The organism is Pseudoalteromonas sp. MQS005 (assembly GCF_001661605.1).
GTDB lineage: Bacteria > Pseudomonadota > Gammaproteobacteria > Enterobacterales > Alteromonadaceae > Pseudoalteromonas > Pseudoalteromonas tetraodonis.
In genome coordinates, this window is record NZ_LYRQ01000007.1 from 1 (window position 1) to 17,974 (window position 17,974).

At 41.3% G+C, this 17,974-nt stretch carries 16 protein-coding genes; 3 read left to right on the forward strand and 13 right to left on the reverse strand.

All coding sequences use genetic code 11. The features are described from left to right. Window positions 1–823: 823 nt before the first annotated feature. The gene (katG, locus tag A9479_RS04265) at window positions 824–3,004 is read right to left on the reverse strand and encodes a catalase/peroxidase HPI (protein ID WP_064662772.1); all 2,181 of its coding nucleotides are present in this window, start codon (window positions 3,002–3,004) and stop codon (window positions 824–826) included. 638 nt (window positions 3,005–3,642) lie between these two features. Here katG and A9479_RS04270 point away from each other — a divergent pair. After that, window positions 3,643–4,527: a tetratricopeptide repeat protein gene (locus tag A9479_RS04270; protein ID WP_008467888.1), complete on the forward strand. Its 885-nt coding sequence runs from the start codon at window positions 3,643–3,645 to the stop codon at window positions 4,525–4,527. A gap of 199 nt (window positions 4,528–4,726) precedes the next feature. Here the strand turns inward: A9479_RS04270 and A9479_RS04275 are convergent, their stop codons facing one another. The 5 genes from A9479_RS04275 to A9479_RS04295 all read right to left on the reverse strand — a co-directional run bounded on the left by A9479_RS04275 (window position 4,727) and on the right by A9479_RS04295 (window position 10,087). After that, window positions 4,727–5,047 (reverse strand): hypothetical protein, encoded by a 321-nt coding sequence (locus A9479_RS04275; protein ID WP_008467890.1) that lies wholly within the window; start codon window positions 5,045–5,047, stop codon window positions 4,727–4,729. A gap of 9 nt (window positions 5,048–5,056) precedes the next feature. Next, complete coding sequence (locus tag A9479_RS04280; RefSeq protein ID WP_064662773.1) at window positions 5,057–5,758, reverse strand: nuclear transport factor 2 family protein; 702 nt, start codon at window positions 5,756–5,758, stop codon at window positions 5,057–5,059. Between the two features lie 90 nt (window positions 5,759–5,848). After that, window positions 5,849–6,592 carry a ferredoxin--NADP reductase gene (locus A9479_RS04285; RefSeq protein ID WP_016900123.1) on the reverse strand — a complete coding sequence of 248 codons (744 nt, stop codon included), beginning with the start codon at window positions 6,590–6,592 and terminating at the stop codon, window positions 5,849–5,851. Window positions 6,593–8,102: 1,510 nt separating this feature from the next. Further along, entirely contained in the window at window positions 8,103–8,804 is a 702-nt protein-coding gene (gene deoD, locus A9479_RS04290) for a purine-nucleoside phosphorylase (RefSeq protein WP_008110728.1), read from the reverse strand. A 65-nt stretch (window positions 8,805–8,869) separates the two neighbouring features. Beyond that, entirely contained in the window at window positions 8,870–10,087 is a 1,218-nt protein-coding gene (locus A9479_RS04295; protein ID WP_033103236.1) for a phosphopentomutase, read from the reverse strand. Window positions 10,088–10,279: 192 nt separating this feature from the next. Here A9479_RS04295 and udk point away from each other — a divergent pair, with 192 nt between their 5' ends. Further along, entirely contained in the window at window positions 10,280–10,909 is a 630-nt protein-coding gene (udk, locus tag A9479_RS04300) for a uridine kinase (protein WP_013462847.1), read from the forward strand. 17 nt (window positions 10,910–10,926) lie between these two features. Further along, window positions 10,927–12,150 carry a NupC/NupG family nucleoside CNT transporter gene (locus tag A9479_RS04305; protein ID WP_064662774.1) on the forward strand — a complete coding sequence of 408 codons (1,224 nt, stop codon included), beginning with the start codon at window positions 10,927–10,929 and terminating at the stop codon, window positions 12,148–12,150. Window positions 12,151–12,722: 572 nt separating this feature from the next. Here the strand turns inward: A9479_RS04305 and A9479_RS04310 are convergent. The 7 genes from A9479_RS04310 to A9479_RS04340 form a co-directional block, all read right to left on the reverse strand. Then, the gene (locus A9479_RS04310; RefSeq protein ID WP_064662775.1) at window positions 12,723–13,481 is read right to left on the reverse strand and encodes an ABC transporter substrate-binding protein; all 759 of its coding nucleotides are present in this window, start codon (window positions 13,479–13,481) and stop codon (window positions 12,723–12,725) included. A 214-nt stretch (window positions 13,482–13,695) separates the two neighbouring features. Continuing rightward, window positions 13,696–13,905, reverse strand: a complete 210-nt coding sequence (locus A9479_RS04315) for a cold-shock protein (protein WP_008467029.1) — start codon at window positions 13,903–13,905, stop codon at window positions 13,696–13,698. Window positions 13,906–14,165: 260 nt separating this feature from the next. Continuing rightward, the gene (locus A9479_RS04320; protein ID WP_028834668.1) at window positions 14,166–14,879 is read right to left on the reverse strand and encodes a hypothetical protein; all 714 of its coding nucleotides are present in this window, start codon (window positions 14,877–14,879) and stop codon (window positions 14,166–14,168) included. Then, window positions 14,876–15,616: a hypothetical protein gene (locus tag A9479_RS04325; protein ID WP_064662776.1), complete on the reverse strand. Its 741-nt coding sequence runs from the start codon at window positions 15,614–15,616 to the stop codon at window positions 14,876–14,878. The genes A9479_RS04320 and A9479_RS04325 overlap by 4 nt, the downstream gene beginning before the upstream one ends. Beyond that, window positions 15,603–15,956, reverse strand: a complete 354-nt coding sequence (locus A9479_RS04330) for a cupredoxin domain-containing protein (protein ID WP_028834667.1) — start codon at window positions 15,954–15,956, stop codon at window positions 15,603–15,605. The genes A9479_RS04325 and A9479_RS04330 overlap by 14 nt, the downstream gene beginning before the upstream one ends. Continuing rightward, window positions 15,949–17,250, reverse strand: coding sequence for an ATP-binding protein (locus A9479_RS04335; protein ID WP_029609982.1), 1,302 nt, complete (start codon window positions 17,248–17,250; stop codon window positions 15,949–15,951). Before A9479_RS04335 ends, A9479_RS04330 begins: the two co-directional genes overlap by 8 nt. Before the next feature lie 62 nt (window positions 17,251–17,312). After that, window positions 17,313–17,972, reverse strand: coding sequence for a response regulator transcription factor (locus tag A9479_RS04340; protein ID WP_013462838.1), 660 nt, complete (start codon window positions 17,970–17,972; stop codon window positions 17,313–17,315). Window positions 17,973–17,974: the final 2 nt, after the last annotated feature.

Here is a 17,974-nt window from a genome sequence, read left to right on the forward strand (position 1 = left end):
TTCGGGGTTCGGGGTTCGGGGTTCGGGGTTCGGGGTTCGGGGTTCGGGGTTCGGGGTTCGGGGTTCGGGGTTCGCCAAAATTATGCTTGGTATTAATTAAAACGCAATTAGTAATTTATTTATAAAAGCAAAGAAAGGCTGTGTTTTTTGCTCATTTGTACTCGCTCTTTGCTGTTTGTGCAAATAGATTTTAAGTGATTTATTCACCACAGAGGTTAAGAGGCGCTGCATTTTACCCGCGTCTCGCGCCTCGTAGCCCGTAGCCTTCTCATTTACTCTCATTCGCTTCTCTGTGTTCAAATAGCTTTTAATGAATTATGCACAAAGAGGTTATGAGACGCTGCGCTTTTAGAGGAAAAAGCAACTATCAGGGTGTAGCAGCGATTTTATATCGCGTCAGGCCTAGGTCATTGCATTTTACCCGCAGCTCGAAGTCCGTTGTCTTCTCATTTACTCTCATTCGCTTCTCTGTGTTCAAATAGCTTTTAGTGAATTATGCACAAAGAGGGCTATGAGGCGCTGCGCTGAAAGAGCAGGTTAAAGGATAAAGGTTTCAGATTTTAGCACTAGCTAGCGTCTCGCAGCTCGAAGTCCGCTGTCTTCTCATTTACTCTCATTCGCTTCTCTGTGTTCAAATAGCTTTTAGTGAATTATGCACAAAGAGGGCTATGAGGCGCTGCGCTGAAAGAGTAGGTTAAGGATAAAGGTTTCAGATTTTAGCACTAGCTCGCGCCTCGCAGCCCGTTGCCCGTTACCCGCAGCCCGTAACTTTCAAATAATAAAAAAAGGAGCATTGCTGCTCCTTTTTAAATTTTACTTAGGTTTATTTAATATCAAACCGGTCGGCGTTCATCACTTTTACCCATGCGGCGACAAAGTCGTGTACAAAACGAGTTTTGTTATCGTCTTGAGCATAAAACTCTGCCAGTGCACGGAGTATTGAGTTTGAACCAAATACTAAATCAACCCGCGTAGCCGTGTACTTAGTTTTACCACTAGCGCGGTCGACTATGTTGTACTCGCCTTTAGCTGCAGGCTCCCAGCGGTTGTTCATGTCGGTTAAATTAACAAAAAAGTCGTTACTGAGTACACCTACGTTATCGGTAAATACACCATGTTCACTATTGCCATAGTTAGTACCTAGTACGCGCATACCGCCTAGTAATACGCTCATTTCTGGTGCGGTTAGCCCCATTAATTGGCTGCGCTCTAGTAATAGCTCCTCGGCGGATACAGCATAGTCTTTTTTCAGCCAATTTCTAAAACCGTCATGAATTGGTTCTAATGGCTCGAATGACTCTGCATCGGTCATGTCATCACTAGCATCGCCACGCCCTGGGGCAAACGGTACGGTTATATCAACTCCTGCCTTTTTAGCCGCTTGCTCAACCGCAGCGGTGCCGCCAAGTACAATTAAATCGGCCATACTGACAGGCTTAGTTAAACTCGCTTGCAGTTTTTCAAAGGCTGCAATCACATTGGCTAAACGCTCTGGTTCGTTACCTTGCCAGTTATTTTGCGGAGCAAGGCGAATACGGGCGCCATTTGCACCACCACGGTGATCTGAGCCTCTGTAAGTGCGGGCGCTATCCCATGCGGTATTAATTAAGTCGGTTTCACTCAATCCACAATTAAGTAGCTTCGCTTTTAACTCGGTTATTTCAGCGTCGCTTAGGGTGTAATCAACTGCAGGAATAGGATCTTGCCAAATTAAATCTTCACTGGGTACATCGGCGCCCAAATAACGTGATTTTGGCCCTAAATCACGGTGGGTTAACTTAAACCATGCGCGGGCAAATACGTCAGTAAAGTACTCAAAATCGTCATTAAAACGCTCAATAATTTTACGGTACGCTGGGTCGAGCTTCATTGCCATGTCGGCATCGGTCATTATTGGGTTTAAACGAATCGAAGGGTCTTCCACATCAACGGGTTTATCTTCTTCTTTAATATTAACCGGCTCCCACTGATGAGCCCCTGCAGGGCTTTTGGTTAGCTCCCACTCGTAATTGAGCAACAGTTTACAATAACCGTTGTCCCATTTAGTTGGGTAGGTTGTCCATGCGCCTTCAATACCTGAGGTCATGGTATCGCGGCCAATGCCACGGGTTTTATGGTTATTCCAGCCAAGGCCTTGCTCGTGCACATCGGCGGCTTCTGGCTCTGGGCCTAAGTTTTCTTCTTTGCCGTTACCATGGGTTTTACCTACTGTATGGCCACCTACCGTTAGCGCTGCGGTTTCTTCGTCGTTCATTGCCATACGCGCAAAGGTTTCGCGCACTTGTTCTGCGGTTTTAAGCGGATCGGGTTTACCATTTACCCCTTCTGGGTTTACGTAAATTAAACCCATTTGCACTGCCGCTAATGGGTTTTCCATGGTATCGGGTTTATCAACCTGGGTATATCGCTCATCACTTGGCGCAAGCCATTCTTTTTCTGCGCCCCAATAAACGTCTTTTTCTGGATGCCAAATATCTTCACGGCCACCGGCAAAACCAAAGGTTTTTAATCCCATTGATTCGTACGCCATATTACCGGCTAAAATAATTAAATCGGCCCATGAAAGCTTATTGCCATATTTCTTTTTAATTGGCCATAATAAACGGCGCGCTTTATCTAGGTTGGCATTATCTGGCCACGAATTAAGTGGTGCAAAACGTTGATTACCGGTACCACCACCGCCTCGACCATCAGCTAAACGGTACGAGCCCGCAGAGTGCCATGCCATACGGATCATCAGGCCTCCATAGTGCCCCCAATCAGCTGGCCACCAAGGTTGGCTTTGAGTCATTAAATCTTTTAAATCGGTTTTAAGTGCTTCTAGGTCGAGTGAATTAAAAGCGTCGGCGTAATTAAAGTCGCTGTCGTAGGGGCTGCTTTTGCTATCGTGCTGATGAAGAATGTCTAAATTAAGTGAATTTGGCCACCAATCTGTATTGGTGTTTTCGGTTGTAGTATTACTGCCGTGCATAACCGGGCATTTACCCGCTTTATGATTATCCATATTGAGCTCCTTTTTAAGTATAAATAAAAACGCCCATGCTTACTGCTTTTGGTATTCACCAATTGGGAGCGCTGTTATGTATGGTCTCTGCTTATTCAATATACGTGTAGCTGCTTTGATACGCTAGGGCAAAGTAATGCTTTAAAACGATTACTCTCATTTATAAATATGATGATGCAGCCAATGTTTGTGCTTAGCGTAAATAAATATTAAAACTTTTTATAAAATAGATGATCGTTATTAAAAATAGCCACGTAATGTACGATGAAGGGTTTGAAAGTGACTTAGGTTTTCTTAAGTGCACAGTGGAATACCCCCCTTCGCCATGAAATTATAGTTATAAAAGGTGTATAAGTTACTTATGCACCTTTATTTCTTTTTTATTTTTATCCATTTGAATTTAGTTAAGTAAAAATTCAGGTAGGCAAACTTACAATAGCACCTATCTCCTATTGTTCCCTTGATATGTTGATGTAGTTTTTTCCAGCCCAACTTGGGCTGGATTTTTTTTGCCTGTAATAAAAGATTTTTGAGTTAATTCCAGCTTCCCTATCCTCACCCTAGTACCCCTAGTACCAATGATGTGCGCATGTTAAAGTTAACAAAGCGATTAACTAATTTTTTAACTAGGCATATCAATGCGTTTTTATTTTTTACTATTTATTGTATTTATTGGTGTTTTTTCATCTGCGGTGCAAGCTGCTGATAAAAACACCGCAGCACTCAACGAGCAACAACAGCGTGAATTAGCACAGCTAGAAGCCCCTTTGTACAAACCATTACTTGAACGTTATATTCTCGACGAATTAAAGTCGGTACGCCAAGATCAACAAAAACTGCGTGAAGACGTGACCAAACAAGTTACGCATGCACAGTTAGACACCGCCGATCGGGCGCTTACCTACACCACAGATACCATTAATAATGTATTTTTTATTATTACCGCCACCGCGTCTATTTTGGTATTAGTGGGCTGGAACTCGTTACGTGATGTAAAGAACAAAGTAGAAGATATAGTAAACACCCGAGTGAGTGTTATTACTGATGAGTATGAAGATCGCTTGAAAATATTAGAAGAAAAACTGCGAGTACGCTCTGAAGAAATACTCAGTAACCAAGAACGCATATCAATCACTAATGAAGTTCATTCATTATGGATGCGAGCCAACCTTGAAAGTGATATTGCGAATAAAATTGAAATATTCGATGAAATTTTAAAACGTAAACCAGAAGATGTAGAAGCCATTGCCTACAAAGCGGATGCATTATTAGAGCTAAATGAGACTGAGCAAGCTATTGAGCTTTGTAATCAAGCAATTGATATAGATAGCGACTATGGTTACGCCTATTGGCAAAGAGCCTGTGCGTATGCTTTAACACATGAACATGCAGATGCCCTAGCTGATATAAAAATGTCGCTTGAATACTCGCCTAACTTACGAAACGAGCTACTTCACGAAAGTGCTTTTGCCAGCCTACATGATAACGATAGCTTTAATGCGATTGTTTCAAACGAAGCCTAAACTTCGTAGCCTACAGGGAGGGTGGTAAAAAGCGTGAGCAGAACGCGAAAGTTTTGCTCAGTTTTTACTTATTATTACAAGGATGTAAGCCAGTAGAATAACTTAGGCGCAGTTATCGACCCCACTAGGTTAGAAGCTCGCGCCGCAATTAAACTACCTCTAGATTAAACAAATATCAATCTACAAAGGTCAATAGAGCTTAGCGTTTAAAGTATAAGTCTATTGACTTAGTAAGCAGCTCGTCGAGCTGCTCTTCAAAGTCTTCTATGTTGATTTCAAAATGATTTAAATACGCTTTAGCCTGCACTTGAGATAAGTTGCGGTTTTTAACGCTGTATTGCCGCTCATCTTTTTGCTTGTCGTATCGAGGTAAAAATAATAACTGCGCATAATAAGGCGACTTAATATGCTTGTTCGCAAAGCGACAAAAGTCTTCAATGTGGTCTGCGCCCTCAGGGCCTAAACAGCCGGGCTCTACACGATACATTACACGAATTTTTTTCTCGTCACTTAGCTGCATAATTAATAATTACCTAAAAAATAATACCCTAACCACTTTGCCATCTTTAATTTGATAGCTTGAAATAAGCTCTGAACGTTTATCTATCACGTTCGGATCGTTAGAGCAGGTTTCTGATAGCTCATGGTCAATCACAATGTCACCATGCACAATACGCTTAATAGGTGATGAGTGAAGACACTTTAGCTTTTTAAACATAATGCCATAACGCGCAATTAATTTTTCTTTACCTTTAAATAATAGCTCATTCGGGAAAATATAAAACTCAACATCTTCATCATACATACGAATAAATTCTTCAATGTTACGCGCGTTGTAGGCTTTAACTAATTGCTCTATAACAGCAAGTGACTCACGAGACTGTTTTGCTTTGGCTTGTTGCCTTGCTGTAAGTGCCTCTTTTGCTTGCGTTACTGCTTGCTCAGCCTCGACGACCGCTTGTGCTTTATCTACTTTACTTTTAGGCTGTTCAACCGGCTTCGTTGATTCGCTGCCAAGTACTTTAGAATCATCTGCAGTCACTCTCTTTACATCGGGTTGTTTAGGTATGTTAGCCTCTTGAGTTAACGTATCAAGTGCATCTTGTTGCGGCTGTACTTTTTCTGGCTGTGTCAGTTCAGCATTGTTTGATGATGCCGATTGCTCTATGGCATGACAGTTTAATGTGAAAGCGGCGAATAAACACGCATATATAATGAATGAAGGTTTCATGGTTTTCCTAAGTACAAAGACAAAATGCAATTAACGCGCAACATAGCAAATTTTACCCTCATGAGATAGTTATTATAGCGTTATAGCTCATTACCAATACTGCTCAACCGTAATATGCCCCGGCTCTTTTCGACGATTACGCTTATAGTTTTGAGCCACTAATAACTCACTGGTATCTTTAACCATTTGCGGATTACCACACAACATAAACTGCGCATTATTGGGAGTAGCACACAGCCCCACATGTTCAGATAGCGCGTTATTTTTTATCACCGTGGTTATTCGCCCAGCTAAACCTTGTAAAGGCTCCTCACGGCTAACTACTGGCACATAATTAAGCTGCCCTGGATGAGCCTTTAATAACTTATTAATTAGCTCCTGATAGCTTAAATCGCTATTTAGGCGCACCCCATGCACTAAGTTGATATGTTTGTATTTTTGCCATACCTCACTTTGCTGCAATATAGATAAAAACGGGCCAATAGCGGTGCCGGTGCTAAGCATCCAAAGTTGTTCACTCGCTGGCACTTCGTCAAGGGTAAAAAAACCGCTAGCACGGCGCTCTATTAGTACAGTGTCACCTGGGGTTAGTTGTGCTAAATGCGATGACAATTGGCCATCGACTACATTAATTAAATAAAATTCTAAATTTGGATCATCTGGTGCGTTAACATACGAGTAAGCCCGAGCAATGCGTTTTTCACCGTCCATAACAGAGAGCTTTGTAAATTGCCCTGCTTTAAACGGTTCTACATCGGCGTTAACCGTTAAGCTAAATAACGATTCATTCCACCATTTAACTGACTTTACTGTCGCATCAATCCAATTAGACATAATTACTCCAGAGTGTAAAACGTGTTTTAGCTATCAGCTATCAGCTATCAGCTATCAGCTATCAGCTATCAGCTATCAGCTATCAGCTATCAGCTATCAGCTATCAGCTATCAGCTATCAGCTATCAGCTATCAGCTATCAGCTATCAGCTATCAGCTATTAGTTATCAGCTATCAGCTATCAGCTATCAGCTATCAGCTATCAGCTATCAGCTAAAACTTTAAAGTGCTTCATTTTAAAAGCAAGTTTTATAACTTAAACATTAGCATCAAGTTGTAAATACTGACAGGGAAATAAATGAGAAGGCAGCGAGCTACGGGTTTCGAGCAACGAGCTAGTGCTAAAACCTGAGACCTTTAATCTACTCTTTTAGCGCAGCGTCTCTTTGTCCTCTTTGTGAATAAATCACTTAAAAACTATTTGAACAAAGAGAAGTAAATGAGAAGTAAAAGAGAAAGTAAAACACCAAACTGGTAGCAGCGGGTTTACCCCGCGTCTCTATACTTAATGACCTAGACCTGACGCGATATAAAATCGCAGCTACGAAAGACATTTACTGCTAAAAGCAATTTTTCACCACAGAGGGTTCCGAGGCGCTTTGCGCTGCACAGAGGAAGATGGGTGTTTTTTAAGCATTTCTCTGCGAGCTCTGTGTTCTCGGTGGTAAATATTTATTTTTCATTAATGACCTTGCTCGGCATAAAGCCTGCCTACAGTAAATTCAGAAGTTAACCATATCAGTAGGCGGGAGTTTACCTCGCGCATTTGTGTTTAATATCCTAGACCTGACGCGATATAAAATCGCTGCTACAAAAGGCACTTACTGCTAAAAACAATTTTTCACCACAGAGGGTTCCGAGGCGCTTTGCGCTACACAGAGGTAGATTAGTATTTTTTTAAGCATTTCTCTGTGAACTCAGTGTTCTCGGTGGTAAATACATATCTGACGCGATATAAAATCGCTGCTACAGATCAATATTTAGGTTTTTCTTCCTCTAAAAGCGCAGCGTCTCTTCGCCCTCTTTGTGCAAAATTCACTAAAACTGTTTGAACAAAGAGAAGACAACGAGCTTCGAGTGACGAGCAGCGAGCTAGTGCTGAGACCTAGAACCATAAAGCCCGTAGCTCATAGCTCGAAACCCGTGGCCCGCACCCCGAAACCCGTGGCCCGCACCCCGAGGCCCGAATCTCACACCTAAATTTCAGACATAAAAAAAGCCGCATAAAATGCGGCTTTGGGGGTTTAGTCTCACTTCACTTTGGGCGTGTCTCCAAAACTTAGTGAATACGTTACCAAGGAACTGTTGTATTTAACCTGAACTCTGGATAATAAATCTATCTCAAGCAGCTATTTACAGCGCTAACTACGTTGAATTCACTTACAATAGGCGAGCTATTGACGCGTAATTTCGCCTTGTTTTCACTGGAAATCTCTGGCTAGAGAAAATAAACATAAATATCAATTTTGATTCAATACGTTAGTAAATCTCTTAACCAAAGTTCAGGTTAATTAAATTGACTCTAGGGCAATTTTAACCATTTCGTTGAACGTGGTTTGACGCTCATCTGCAGGTGTTGCTTCGCCGGTGATTACATGATCACTGACGGTAAATAATGCCATTGCTTTTGCGCCATACTCTGCTGCTACGCCGTATAAGCCAGCTGTTTCCATATCAACAGCGAGTACACCTAGTTTGTCTAGATCTTTATAAAACGTGTCGTCTGCTTGATAAAAAGTATCGGTAGTAAATACGTTACCTACTTTCGCATCAATACCTAAATCTTTAGCTGCATTTACGCCGTTTAAAAGTAGGTCAAAGTTAGCAATGGCAGCAAAGTCAGTACCACGAACGCGGGCACGATTTACGTTTGAATCTGTGCTTGCACCTTGTGCAAAAATTACGTCGCGAATTTTAATATCGCTACCAATACCACCACAGGTACCTATACGAATAATATTTTTAACGCCAAAACTGACAATAAGCTCACGAGCATAAATTGACATTGAAGGAATGCCCATGCCAGAACCCATAATGCTCACTGGCTTACCTTTGTAAGTTCCAGTAAAGCCGTACATGTTACGTACGCCGGTTACTTGCACTGCATCATCTAAAAAGTTTTCAGCAATATATTGTGCGCGTAGCGGATCGCCTGGCATTAATACTGTTTCGGCAAAATCACCTACGTTTGCACTGATATGCGGAGTACTCATCGATTGTTTTCCTTTTGTTTGGCTAAAAGCCCTATTACTTTAAAAATAGCGAGCGTATTTTTAAGTTATTTAACTGTGTTCAGCTTATCAATAAAGCCATCACCATATTCTAACGCTTTAAGGTTAAACCATTGTGCAAGCGTTTGGCCAATATCGGCAAAGCTATTGCGTTCGCCCAGCGGGGTATTTTTCATCCCTGTCTGATAGGCAATAACCGGCACATATTCACGGGTGTGCTCAGACCCTGGAAAGGTCGGGTCACAGCCATGATCGGCGGTGATCATTAATAAATCATCCGGCTTTAATTGCGCTAAAATAGTGGGTAAGTAATCATCAAACTCTTTGAGCGCTTTCGCATAGCCAACAGGATTTCGGCGGTGACCAAACTTTTCATCAAAATCAACTAAATTGGTAAAAATCAAACTGTGATCCGGCGCAGTCGCAACCACTTCGCTGGTTTTTTCTAGCAAGTTCATTAACCCTGGTGCTTTATGCTTTTGGGTAATGCCTTGATGCGCATAAATATCTGAAATTTTACCAATACTGATAACTTCGCCACCGTCTTTTGCAAGTACATCAAGCAATGTTGGCGATGGCGGTAATACTGAATAATCACGACGATTACCTGTTCTGGCAAAATCTTGATTATTAGAACCCAAAAATGGCCGCGCAATCACTCGCCCTATATTCATTTCATCAAGCAGCGCCCGTGCGATTTCGCAAACTTGATAAAGCTTCTCTAGGCCGAATGATTCTTCATGCGCGGCTATTTGAAACACACTGTCAGCTGAGGTGTAACAGATTGGTTTACCTGTTTTTACGTGCTCTTCACCCAGCTGCTCTAAAATCGTGGTACCTGAGGCATGGCAATTGCCTAAAATGCCCGGAATACCTGTGCGAGCAATAAACTCGTCTACAAATTCTTGTGGGAAACTCGGCTGTGTTTTAGGGAAGTAACCCCAATCAAATAACACTGGCACGCCTGCCATTTCCCAATGACCCGATGGCGTGTCTTTACCGCTTGAAAGCTCTTTTGCGTAACCCCATGCACCTTGTGGTTCATGTCGCTCAGCAACTAAACAGGGTTCTTTACCAGCGGCTTCACATGCATCCACTAACCCTAATTTTGAAAGGTTAGGAAGCGAAAGCTTATTGCCAGTCTCGTCATAATATGCCTTGAGTAAATGTGCGAATGTATTAGCACCAACATCACCAAATTTATCTGCATCGGGTGCTGCGCCAATTCCTAAACTATCCGCCATTAAGATAATTGCTCTTGCCATTGTGACCTCACATCTGTTCTAGGTGGTTACTTTATCTGCTCTTCGAATTTTCCGTACAGGACATAAGTCCTGTTTCATAAAACCTAAACATTATAAATTTGCACTCTTAAGCGAAGCAAAAGAGATTAATCGTGTCTTTTTTGCTATTGTGATCTACCAACAATATATCCTTCTGTGTGGGTGAGAACTTTAGTGACACGAACTATTATAGCTATTGCAGGCGCATCGGCGTCCGGCAAATCTCTATTTAGCCAAACTATTTACAATGAATTGGTAAATGAGCTTGAACCAGGCGCTATCGCCATTATTGAAGAAGATGCTTATTACAAGGATCAATCGCATTTGCCGATGGCACATCGTACGCAAACGAATTACGACCATCCTGATGCATTTGAACACGAGCTATTGCTTGAGCATTTAACGCAACTTCGTAATGGCCACTCTGTTGAAGTACCAACTTATGATTATGCCCAGCATACACGTAGCGATAAAACGCGCCGTGTGGCTTCGGCTAAAATACTCATTGTAGAAGGTATTTTATTACTGAGTGATAAAGCGCTTAATAAAGAATTTGATATCAAGGTGTTTATAGATACGCCATTAGATATTTGTTTAATGCGCCGAATGCAACGCGACATGGAACAAAGAGGCAGAACATTACAATCTGTTGTTGAGCAATATCAAGCAACTGTTAGACCGATGTTTTATCAATTTATTGAGCCTTCAAAGCATAACGCTGACTTAGTTGTGACTCGAGGCGGTATGAATCGCGTTGCGATTGATATTATAAAAAGTAAAATAAAGTACATTTTACAAGAATAACAACGGGAAACGTTTGTATGACAACATTTATGAGCTTAGTAGGCATGCTAGTGCTACTAGGCATCGCTTTTGCGGCCTCAACTGATCGCAAAGCAATAAAATTAAGAACCGTGGGTATCGCATTTTTAATGCAAGTCATTATCGGCGGTTTTGTACTGTTTTTTGAAGCAGGAAAAAATGTATTAGCGAGTATGTCTCGCGCCGTTTCATCGGTGATTGGATTTGCTAACGATGGTATAAGCTTTTTATTTGGCCCACTAGCATCGCAAGATACACTCGGGTTTATTTTTGCCATTCAAGTATTGCCAGTGATTGTGTTTTTCTCAGCGCTTGTTGCTGTGCTTTACCACCTTGGCATTATGGATTGGGTGATTAAAATTTTAGGCGGTGGTTTACAAAAACTGTTGAAAACCTCTCGCACCGAGTCGCTTTCAGCCACCGCAAATATTTTTGTGGGCCAAACTGAAGCACCACTCATTGTTAAACCGTTTATTGCGACAATGACCAAGTCGGAATTGTTTGCAGTAATGGTTGGTGGTTTGGCAACCGTAGCAGGCTCGGTAATGGCCGGTTACGTGATAATTGGTGTAGACCTTAAATACTTAATTGCGGCCAGTTTTATGGCAGCGCCTGGTGGTTTCTTAATGGCAAAAATGATTGTGCCAGAGACAGAAACGCCAAGAGATGATTTAGCCGATATAGATTTAGGCGACGACAAACCGGTTAACGTAATCGATGCAGCAGCATCAGGTGCGTCAAACGGTATGCAGTTGGCACTTAACGTAGGTGCAATGCTACTTGCTTTTGTTGCATTAATTGCTTTATTAAACGGTTTGTTAGGCGGTATTGGTGGGTTGTTTGATTACCCAACACTAACGCTACAAGAAATTTTAGGTTATTTATTTGCCCCTGTTGCATGGTTACTAGGAGTACCGTGGAATGAGGCAATTATAGCCGGCAGCTTTATTGGTCAAAAGTTAGTGGTAAATGAGTTTGTTGCTTACTTAGACTTTATAAATTATCGCGATACGTTAAGTGCGCATACACAAGCAATTGTTACTTTTGCTTTGTGTGGCTTTGCTAACTTATCATCGATAGCCATTTTACTAGGTGGATTAGGCGGTATGGCGCCTAGTCGGCGAAAGGATATCGCACGCTTAGGGCTCAGAGCAGTGTTAGCAGGATCTATGGCTAACCTTATGAGCGCAGCAATTGCTGGGTTTTTCCTCTCGCTAGCTTAGAAACTTAATGAGACGATCCAACTGTTGCAAAACAATAGGATAGCGCTTTAAGGGGTTAAAGCACTATCTGACTTGAACGATACTTCACCAAGGGCCGCAAGGCCCTTTTATCGTTTTTATAGCCTCTACTTTCTAAATCCTCAGCAATTCATACCTAAAAATTCCCTAGCAAAGCTTTCATTCACGCACTCCTTACGCCATCAAAAGCCATCATTGCACTTATACCAATCCGCAATAATACTTAATCATTTTGCGGGGCTAAACATGTCGCTACCTGTGTTAAAAAATTCTCATTTAGAACAACTAAATAGCGAATTTTTTGCCTAGCTATCAACTCGTTTTTCCAGCCTCAAAATAGACCACTTAATTAAGCGAATTGGTATTACTAAAAAATATGAACAACTGTGTAGCTGTAGGAGCATTTACTTATTAGCCCTTTACAAGGCACTTGAGAGTATAAAAGGTAGCGAAGTTAACAAGAATGAAGGCTGTGAAGAGGTAATATAGGCATTATTGAGTGGGAACTTTTTGAGTTTTTCTGTGCTTAGGCGTGTTTATTATTGTCTATAGGCTTAATTTTTTACATAACGTTTAATGTAAGCTTCATAGCCAGACTCTGCCTTAAGCTGCTCAAGTGCTTGATTAAAGCGTTTTACTACCACAGGTGAAGCGGCTTTGTTAAAGCCAATATAGTTGCCTTTAAGCTCATCCACATGAATTTGCTTGAGCTTCACCAAATCATCCCTAGAGTACCCAAATGGCTCAGTTTGATGATCAATAGTAAAGTCAGAGCCAATAATTAAATCGATGCGTTTTTTAAAAAACAGTCGCATAAATGAGTCTGCTTCACTAAACAGTAGTAAGTTTTTATCGGTAACAAACCCAAGTCGACGCACCAGCATTTCATAAATGTCGCCTCGCACTATGCCCAACGAGTAGTTTTTAGCTTGTGAAATATCATTCATCACAATATGGTCGCTAGTTTTTAATTTAAAAAAGTAGGTTTGGCTCGATACCAAAGGTCCCACCCATTCAAAAAGAGGAATACGTTCTTGCGTTTTTGCTAGAGAAATGATGGCTGAGTGTGGGTTATTTTGCACTAACTGGTAAGCACGCTTCCAAGGTAACATAATAAATTCGCACTCTAGTGCGGCACGAGCACAAGCATCTTTCACTATATCATGATTAATACCCGCCAGCTGCCCAGCTTCATTTTGAAAATTGTAAGGGGCAAAGCTTTCGGTATAAATAACCAATTTAGGCTCATTAGCCTGAATATTATGGCTAAATAACAACCCTAACGCTAATAATGTAAATTTAAAAATAAACACCCCCTGTGATTTAAGTATTAACTTTAACCTAGAAAGCGTACAGAAACTATTAATTTATAGCGCAGTTTATGATGTTAAAAATAGCAGGTGATGTAAATAGAAATGAAAATGACCGTGGTGATATATTTGCGCAACACTGTGGTGGCAGATCTTGAATTTTAGACACAAAAAAAGCGCCTTAAGCGCTTTTTTTCATTTTACTTAAAAAGTAAAATTATAGAGCTGTGATGTTATCAGCTTGAGGACCTTTTTGACCTTGTGAAAGAGTAAACTCTACACGTTGGCCTTCAGCTAAAGTTTTGAAACCTTCGCTTTTGATTGCTGAGAAATGTGCGAAAACGTCTGGACCATTTTCTTGCTCGATGAAACCAAAACCTTTAGACTCGTTGAACCACTTAACTGTACCTGATACGATGTTAGACATAGTATTATTCCTGATATAAAAATTAAATTGTGCCCTAATGGGCGGTGTAGCAAAAAATGAGATGGTACTTAAAAACTTCAGGACGGTACTACAAGTATTACTTATACAACAACGAAATGGAGATTTATAAATTATCATGCTTTCTTTCTAGCTGCGGACTACTATATAGAGTTACAGACTCAAGTCAACCCTTAATGCGATTTAATTTATAAAATAGCTTAAGCAGCCCGTTTTATAAATTAAGTACTTGTTTAAAGAGCTTAAAATTCAAATTCTAGTGCCATTCTAAAGCTATGATTTTTCTCTGACTGGCTAATTTCAGTAATAAAACCGGCTTCCCACTTTAATTGTTTTTGTCCATCAAAGCGATGTAACCCTATAAATCCGGGGCCAATACCCACAAAGTCTTCGCCAAGATAAACCTCAACCGCGGGCTGAAAAGCAGACAAATAGCGGTAGCGATATTGCGCTCTAAATTCGCTTTCCCACTCATTTTGTATATCTTGGCCCCACTCGTACACTAAAAATGCATTCATAGTGAGACTTGCACGACCAAACTCTTTTTCAATCACAAAACCGGTGGTTGCTTCGTATGCGTCGGCGTCATGCTGTTTTTCAAATTCAAATAACGCGCCCCAATCAGCCCATAGCCTGCCCTGCTCTATTAACTGCCAACGAAGTTCTAACTCATACGCTTGCAAGCCAAAGTCACCATTATCATCGCGCTCGCCCACTAAATAGCCTTCCAATGCCATGGTGTCGTTAATTGCGCCGCCTAAGCCAACGCGCTGCGCTAAAATATTACCACTGTCGGTTTGATGTGACACAAGCCGCCACTCTAGCTCGCGCTCAAACGGCAACACATACGGATGATAAACTTTATCAACCACTATGCCATCAGCATAAGCCAGCTTAGGTATTAATAAACAAAAACCAATTAATACAGTGGCTGCAAATAGGTTTATTGCTTTCATGATTGTTCCTTAGTTATTGATTTAGGAATAAAATAACAAACTGATAAAAATAACACGCTGCTCAGCACATAACTTAAAACACTGGTTAAATTAGGCGTAGCCTCATAACCGATAAGTGCGCGCAAAACCCGTCCAAACTCTGAGTTTTCAGTTAAAATAGCACGTAAATCCCATACGGTTGCCGTTGTTGCTATCAAATCAATTTGGCTCGCCAAATCAAGTGCCACAACCAGTTTTGCCGCACTGTTTAATGCTAACAATACCAATAAAGGGATAAGCCCAAAGCGCTGTTTGATTGCACTCAATAAAAAATACAACAACACACTAAAGCTACTGCATATCCCTAAGCCTAAAAAAGTGCCAATAAATAAGCTTTGTGCTGCTTCGTTGTTTTGCCAAAAGCCAATCAGGTAAATAATGTAATGACTTAAATAAAGAGTCATTACACTGATAATCGCAATCATAAATGCAGGCGTTGCTTGTTTAATGGCGTAGTACAGCGCACTGATAAACACTAAAACACATAAAGCAATTTGGGTATATTCTAAACCCTGGTAGTCGAACAAGGGACTAATTAGCGGCGCACTTTTTACAAATAAAAATGATAGCCCCACACCTAAAACAAGCATCCCCAGTACCTTCACTAAACTTTGCTTGGCAATCACTTGGAGTAAAATAAGTAAAATGGCCACCGGCAATAACTGATTGAGGCTCATCACAAGGCTAGTTATTAGCATCAGAACCCTCCTTTTCGGTCGCTATTACAGCACCACGCGCCGTATTAGGCGAGAACTCGCCAAAAAATTCATAACGCCCAGGAGTTAACGGCCCAATATAAATAACGCTTTTGCGATTAGGGTAAAGTACTTTCTCTCGGTTGAGATCGAAACTGTCGAATTCTTCAGGCGTACTATCTTGATTTTCGATTAACAAGCGTACCTTTTTATTGGCCGGCACCACGATTTCTGCGGGATAAAACAAATGATCTTTAAGTACAATAAGATAGTCTTTACTGGCGGCGTTAAATGATAAAAATACGCAACAATATAAATAGGGGTGAATAAGTCGTTTAATCACATTTAGCTCCTGCAAAAACTACCTGTACTTTTAAGCCGCCCAAATCGCTGTCTGTTAAATTAATTTCAGCGCTATAAATAGCAATAATGTGCTGGACTATTGCCATGCCTAAGCCCGCACCTTGTTCACCCGAAGGATGTTGGTCACCGCCAACGCGATAAAAACGGTTAAATATCCGTTGTTTTTGATCGTCCGTCATACCTGGACCGCTGTCTTCTATTTGCCAAATACGCTGCCTGTGCATCTGCTTTAGGGTAATTTTTATTTGTCCGTTTGCAGGCGCGTACTTTATAGCATTACTCAGTAGGTTTGAAATCAACGTCACTAAGGTAAACTCATCACCGTTAATAGTAAAGTCATCTCCCTCAAGGCTAATAGTGTGATTTTTAGCCTCTATTTTTTCATATAGTTGGCTAACTACTTCTTGCGTGATCGCTAATAATGACTGTTCTTTAAACTGCTTTTGCCACTGCTCTGGCTGAGTACGTCCTAGTATTAGCATTTGCTCCACTATATTGGTGAGTCGATTTATACCTTGAGTCATGGCTTGTAATTCTTGGTTATCGCCTTGTTGGGCGGCCAAATTATGCACATTAATTTTTAAACTGCTCAGGGGTGTACGTAATTCATGGGCGGCATCTGAGGCAAAAAAACGCTCTCGTAAATAGGCCGTTTCTACGCGTTTAAATAAGTCGTTTAAGCGGCTGATCACTGGTTTTATTTCTTCATCCGTCACCTGCCAATTGATCGCTGTGAAATCATTTGCTTGGCGCAGGGCTAACTGTTTTGATAAACGGGTTAACGGTGCCAGTGCATATTTAACAAAAAAGCTAATAAATAGCGCAAGCAAAGGAACCGCCCATAACATGGGTAACATGGCTGATAAAATCACCGCCTCGGCAAGCTCAAACCGCTTAGCAATCGGCTCGGCAACAATAACAGTGCGTAAAGAAGTAGCAAAAACGAATACCCGCATTCGCTGCCCTGCAATATTAAGCGTTTGAAAACCCGCTTGATATTGGCTCAAATCAAGATTTAATTCGTCAGAACCGCTAAGTAGCTCACCACTTTGCCAAATTTGATACAGTAGCTGGGCGCTTTCTTGCATTTTTGGCGCCATAGCGTTTATAGATAGAGGCTGTTGCATCAACACTCCAGCCACTACTTTTAGCTCACTATCGAGTAATTGCTCACCATGGCTCATACTTTTTTGATAGCCTTTTACTAAAGCTAAAAAGCAGGTTAACACCATCATTGACAGTAAGATAAGTGTTAAACGCTTACGAATTGACATAGAGCATGGTTACCTTTGTAAATTCAAGTTTGTGCAATCTAGGGGCGTTTTAATCACGTGAGCTATCTCTTTCCCACGACATAGCCAATACCACGGAGAGTTTTAATAAAATCGCTGGGGAATTTTTTTCGTAGGTGATGAATATGCACCTCAATGGTGTTAGAGCCAACCTCTTCACCCCATTGATAGAGTTTATTTTCTAATTGCTGCTTAGATTGCACGCGACCTTGGTTTTCCAGTAACGCTTTTAGCAGCATGTACTCTTTTCGCGGCAGAGAAAGTAGCTCATCGTTAAGTGTGACACTGTGCGCTGACGTATCCATAGTAACATCACCACATTGTAATAAGCTCGACTGAGCTTGATTTACACGTCGGCTCGCTACGCGCAAACGAGCAAATAATTCGGCTGGTTCAAATGGCTTAGCTAAATAATCATCAGCCCCCATATCAAGCCCTTGCACTTTGTCATCTATGCTACTGCGAGCGGTCAGTATCACCACCGGAATCACTTTTTTTTGTGCTTTTATGTGCTTTAAAATTTGCGAACCATCACCATCAGGTAAGCCTAGGTCAAGTATAACCAACTCTATTTCGCCACTGCCTAAACATTGCAACGCATGCTTAACCGTTGCGCTGTGTTCTACACTGTAGCCTTCTTGGCGCAATGAGCGGCAAAGCCCTTGCGCCACAAGATGATCATCTTCAACTAATAATAAATGCATTG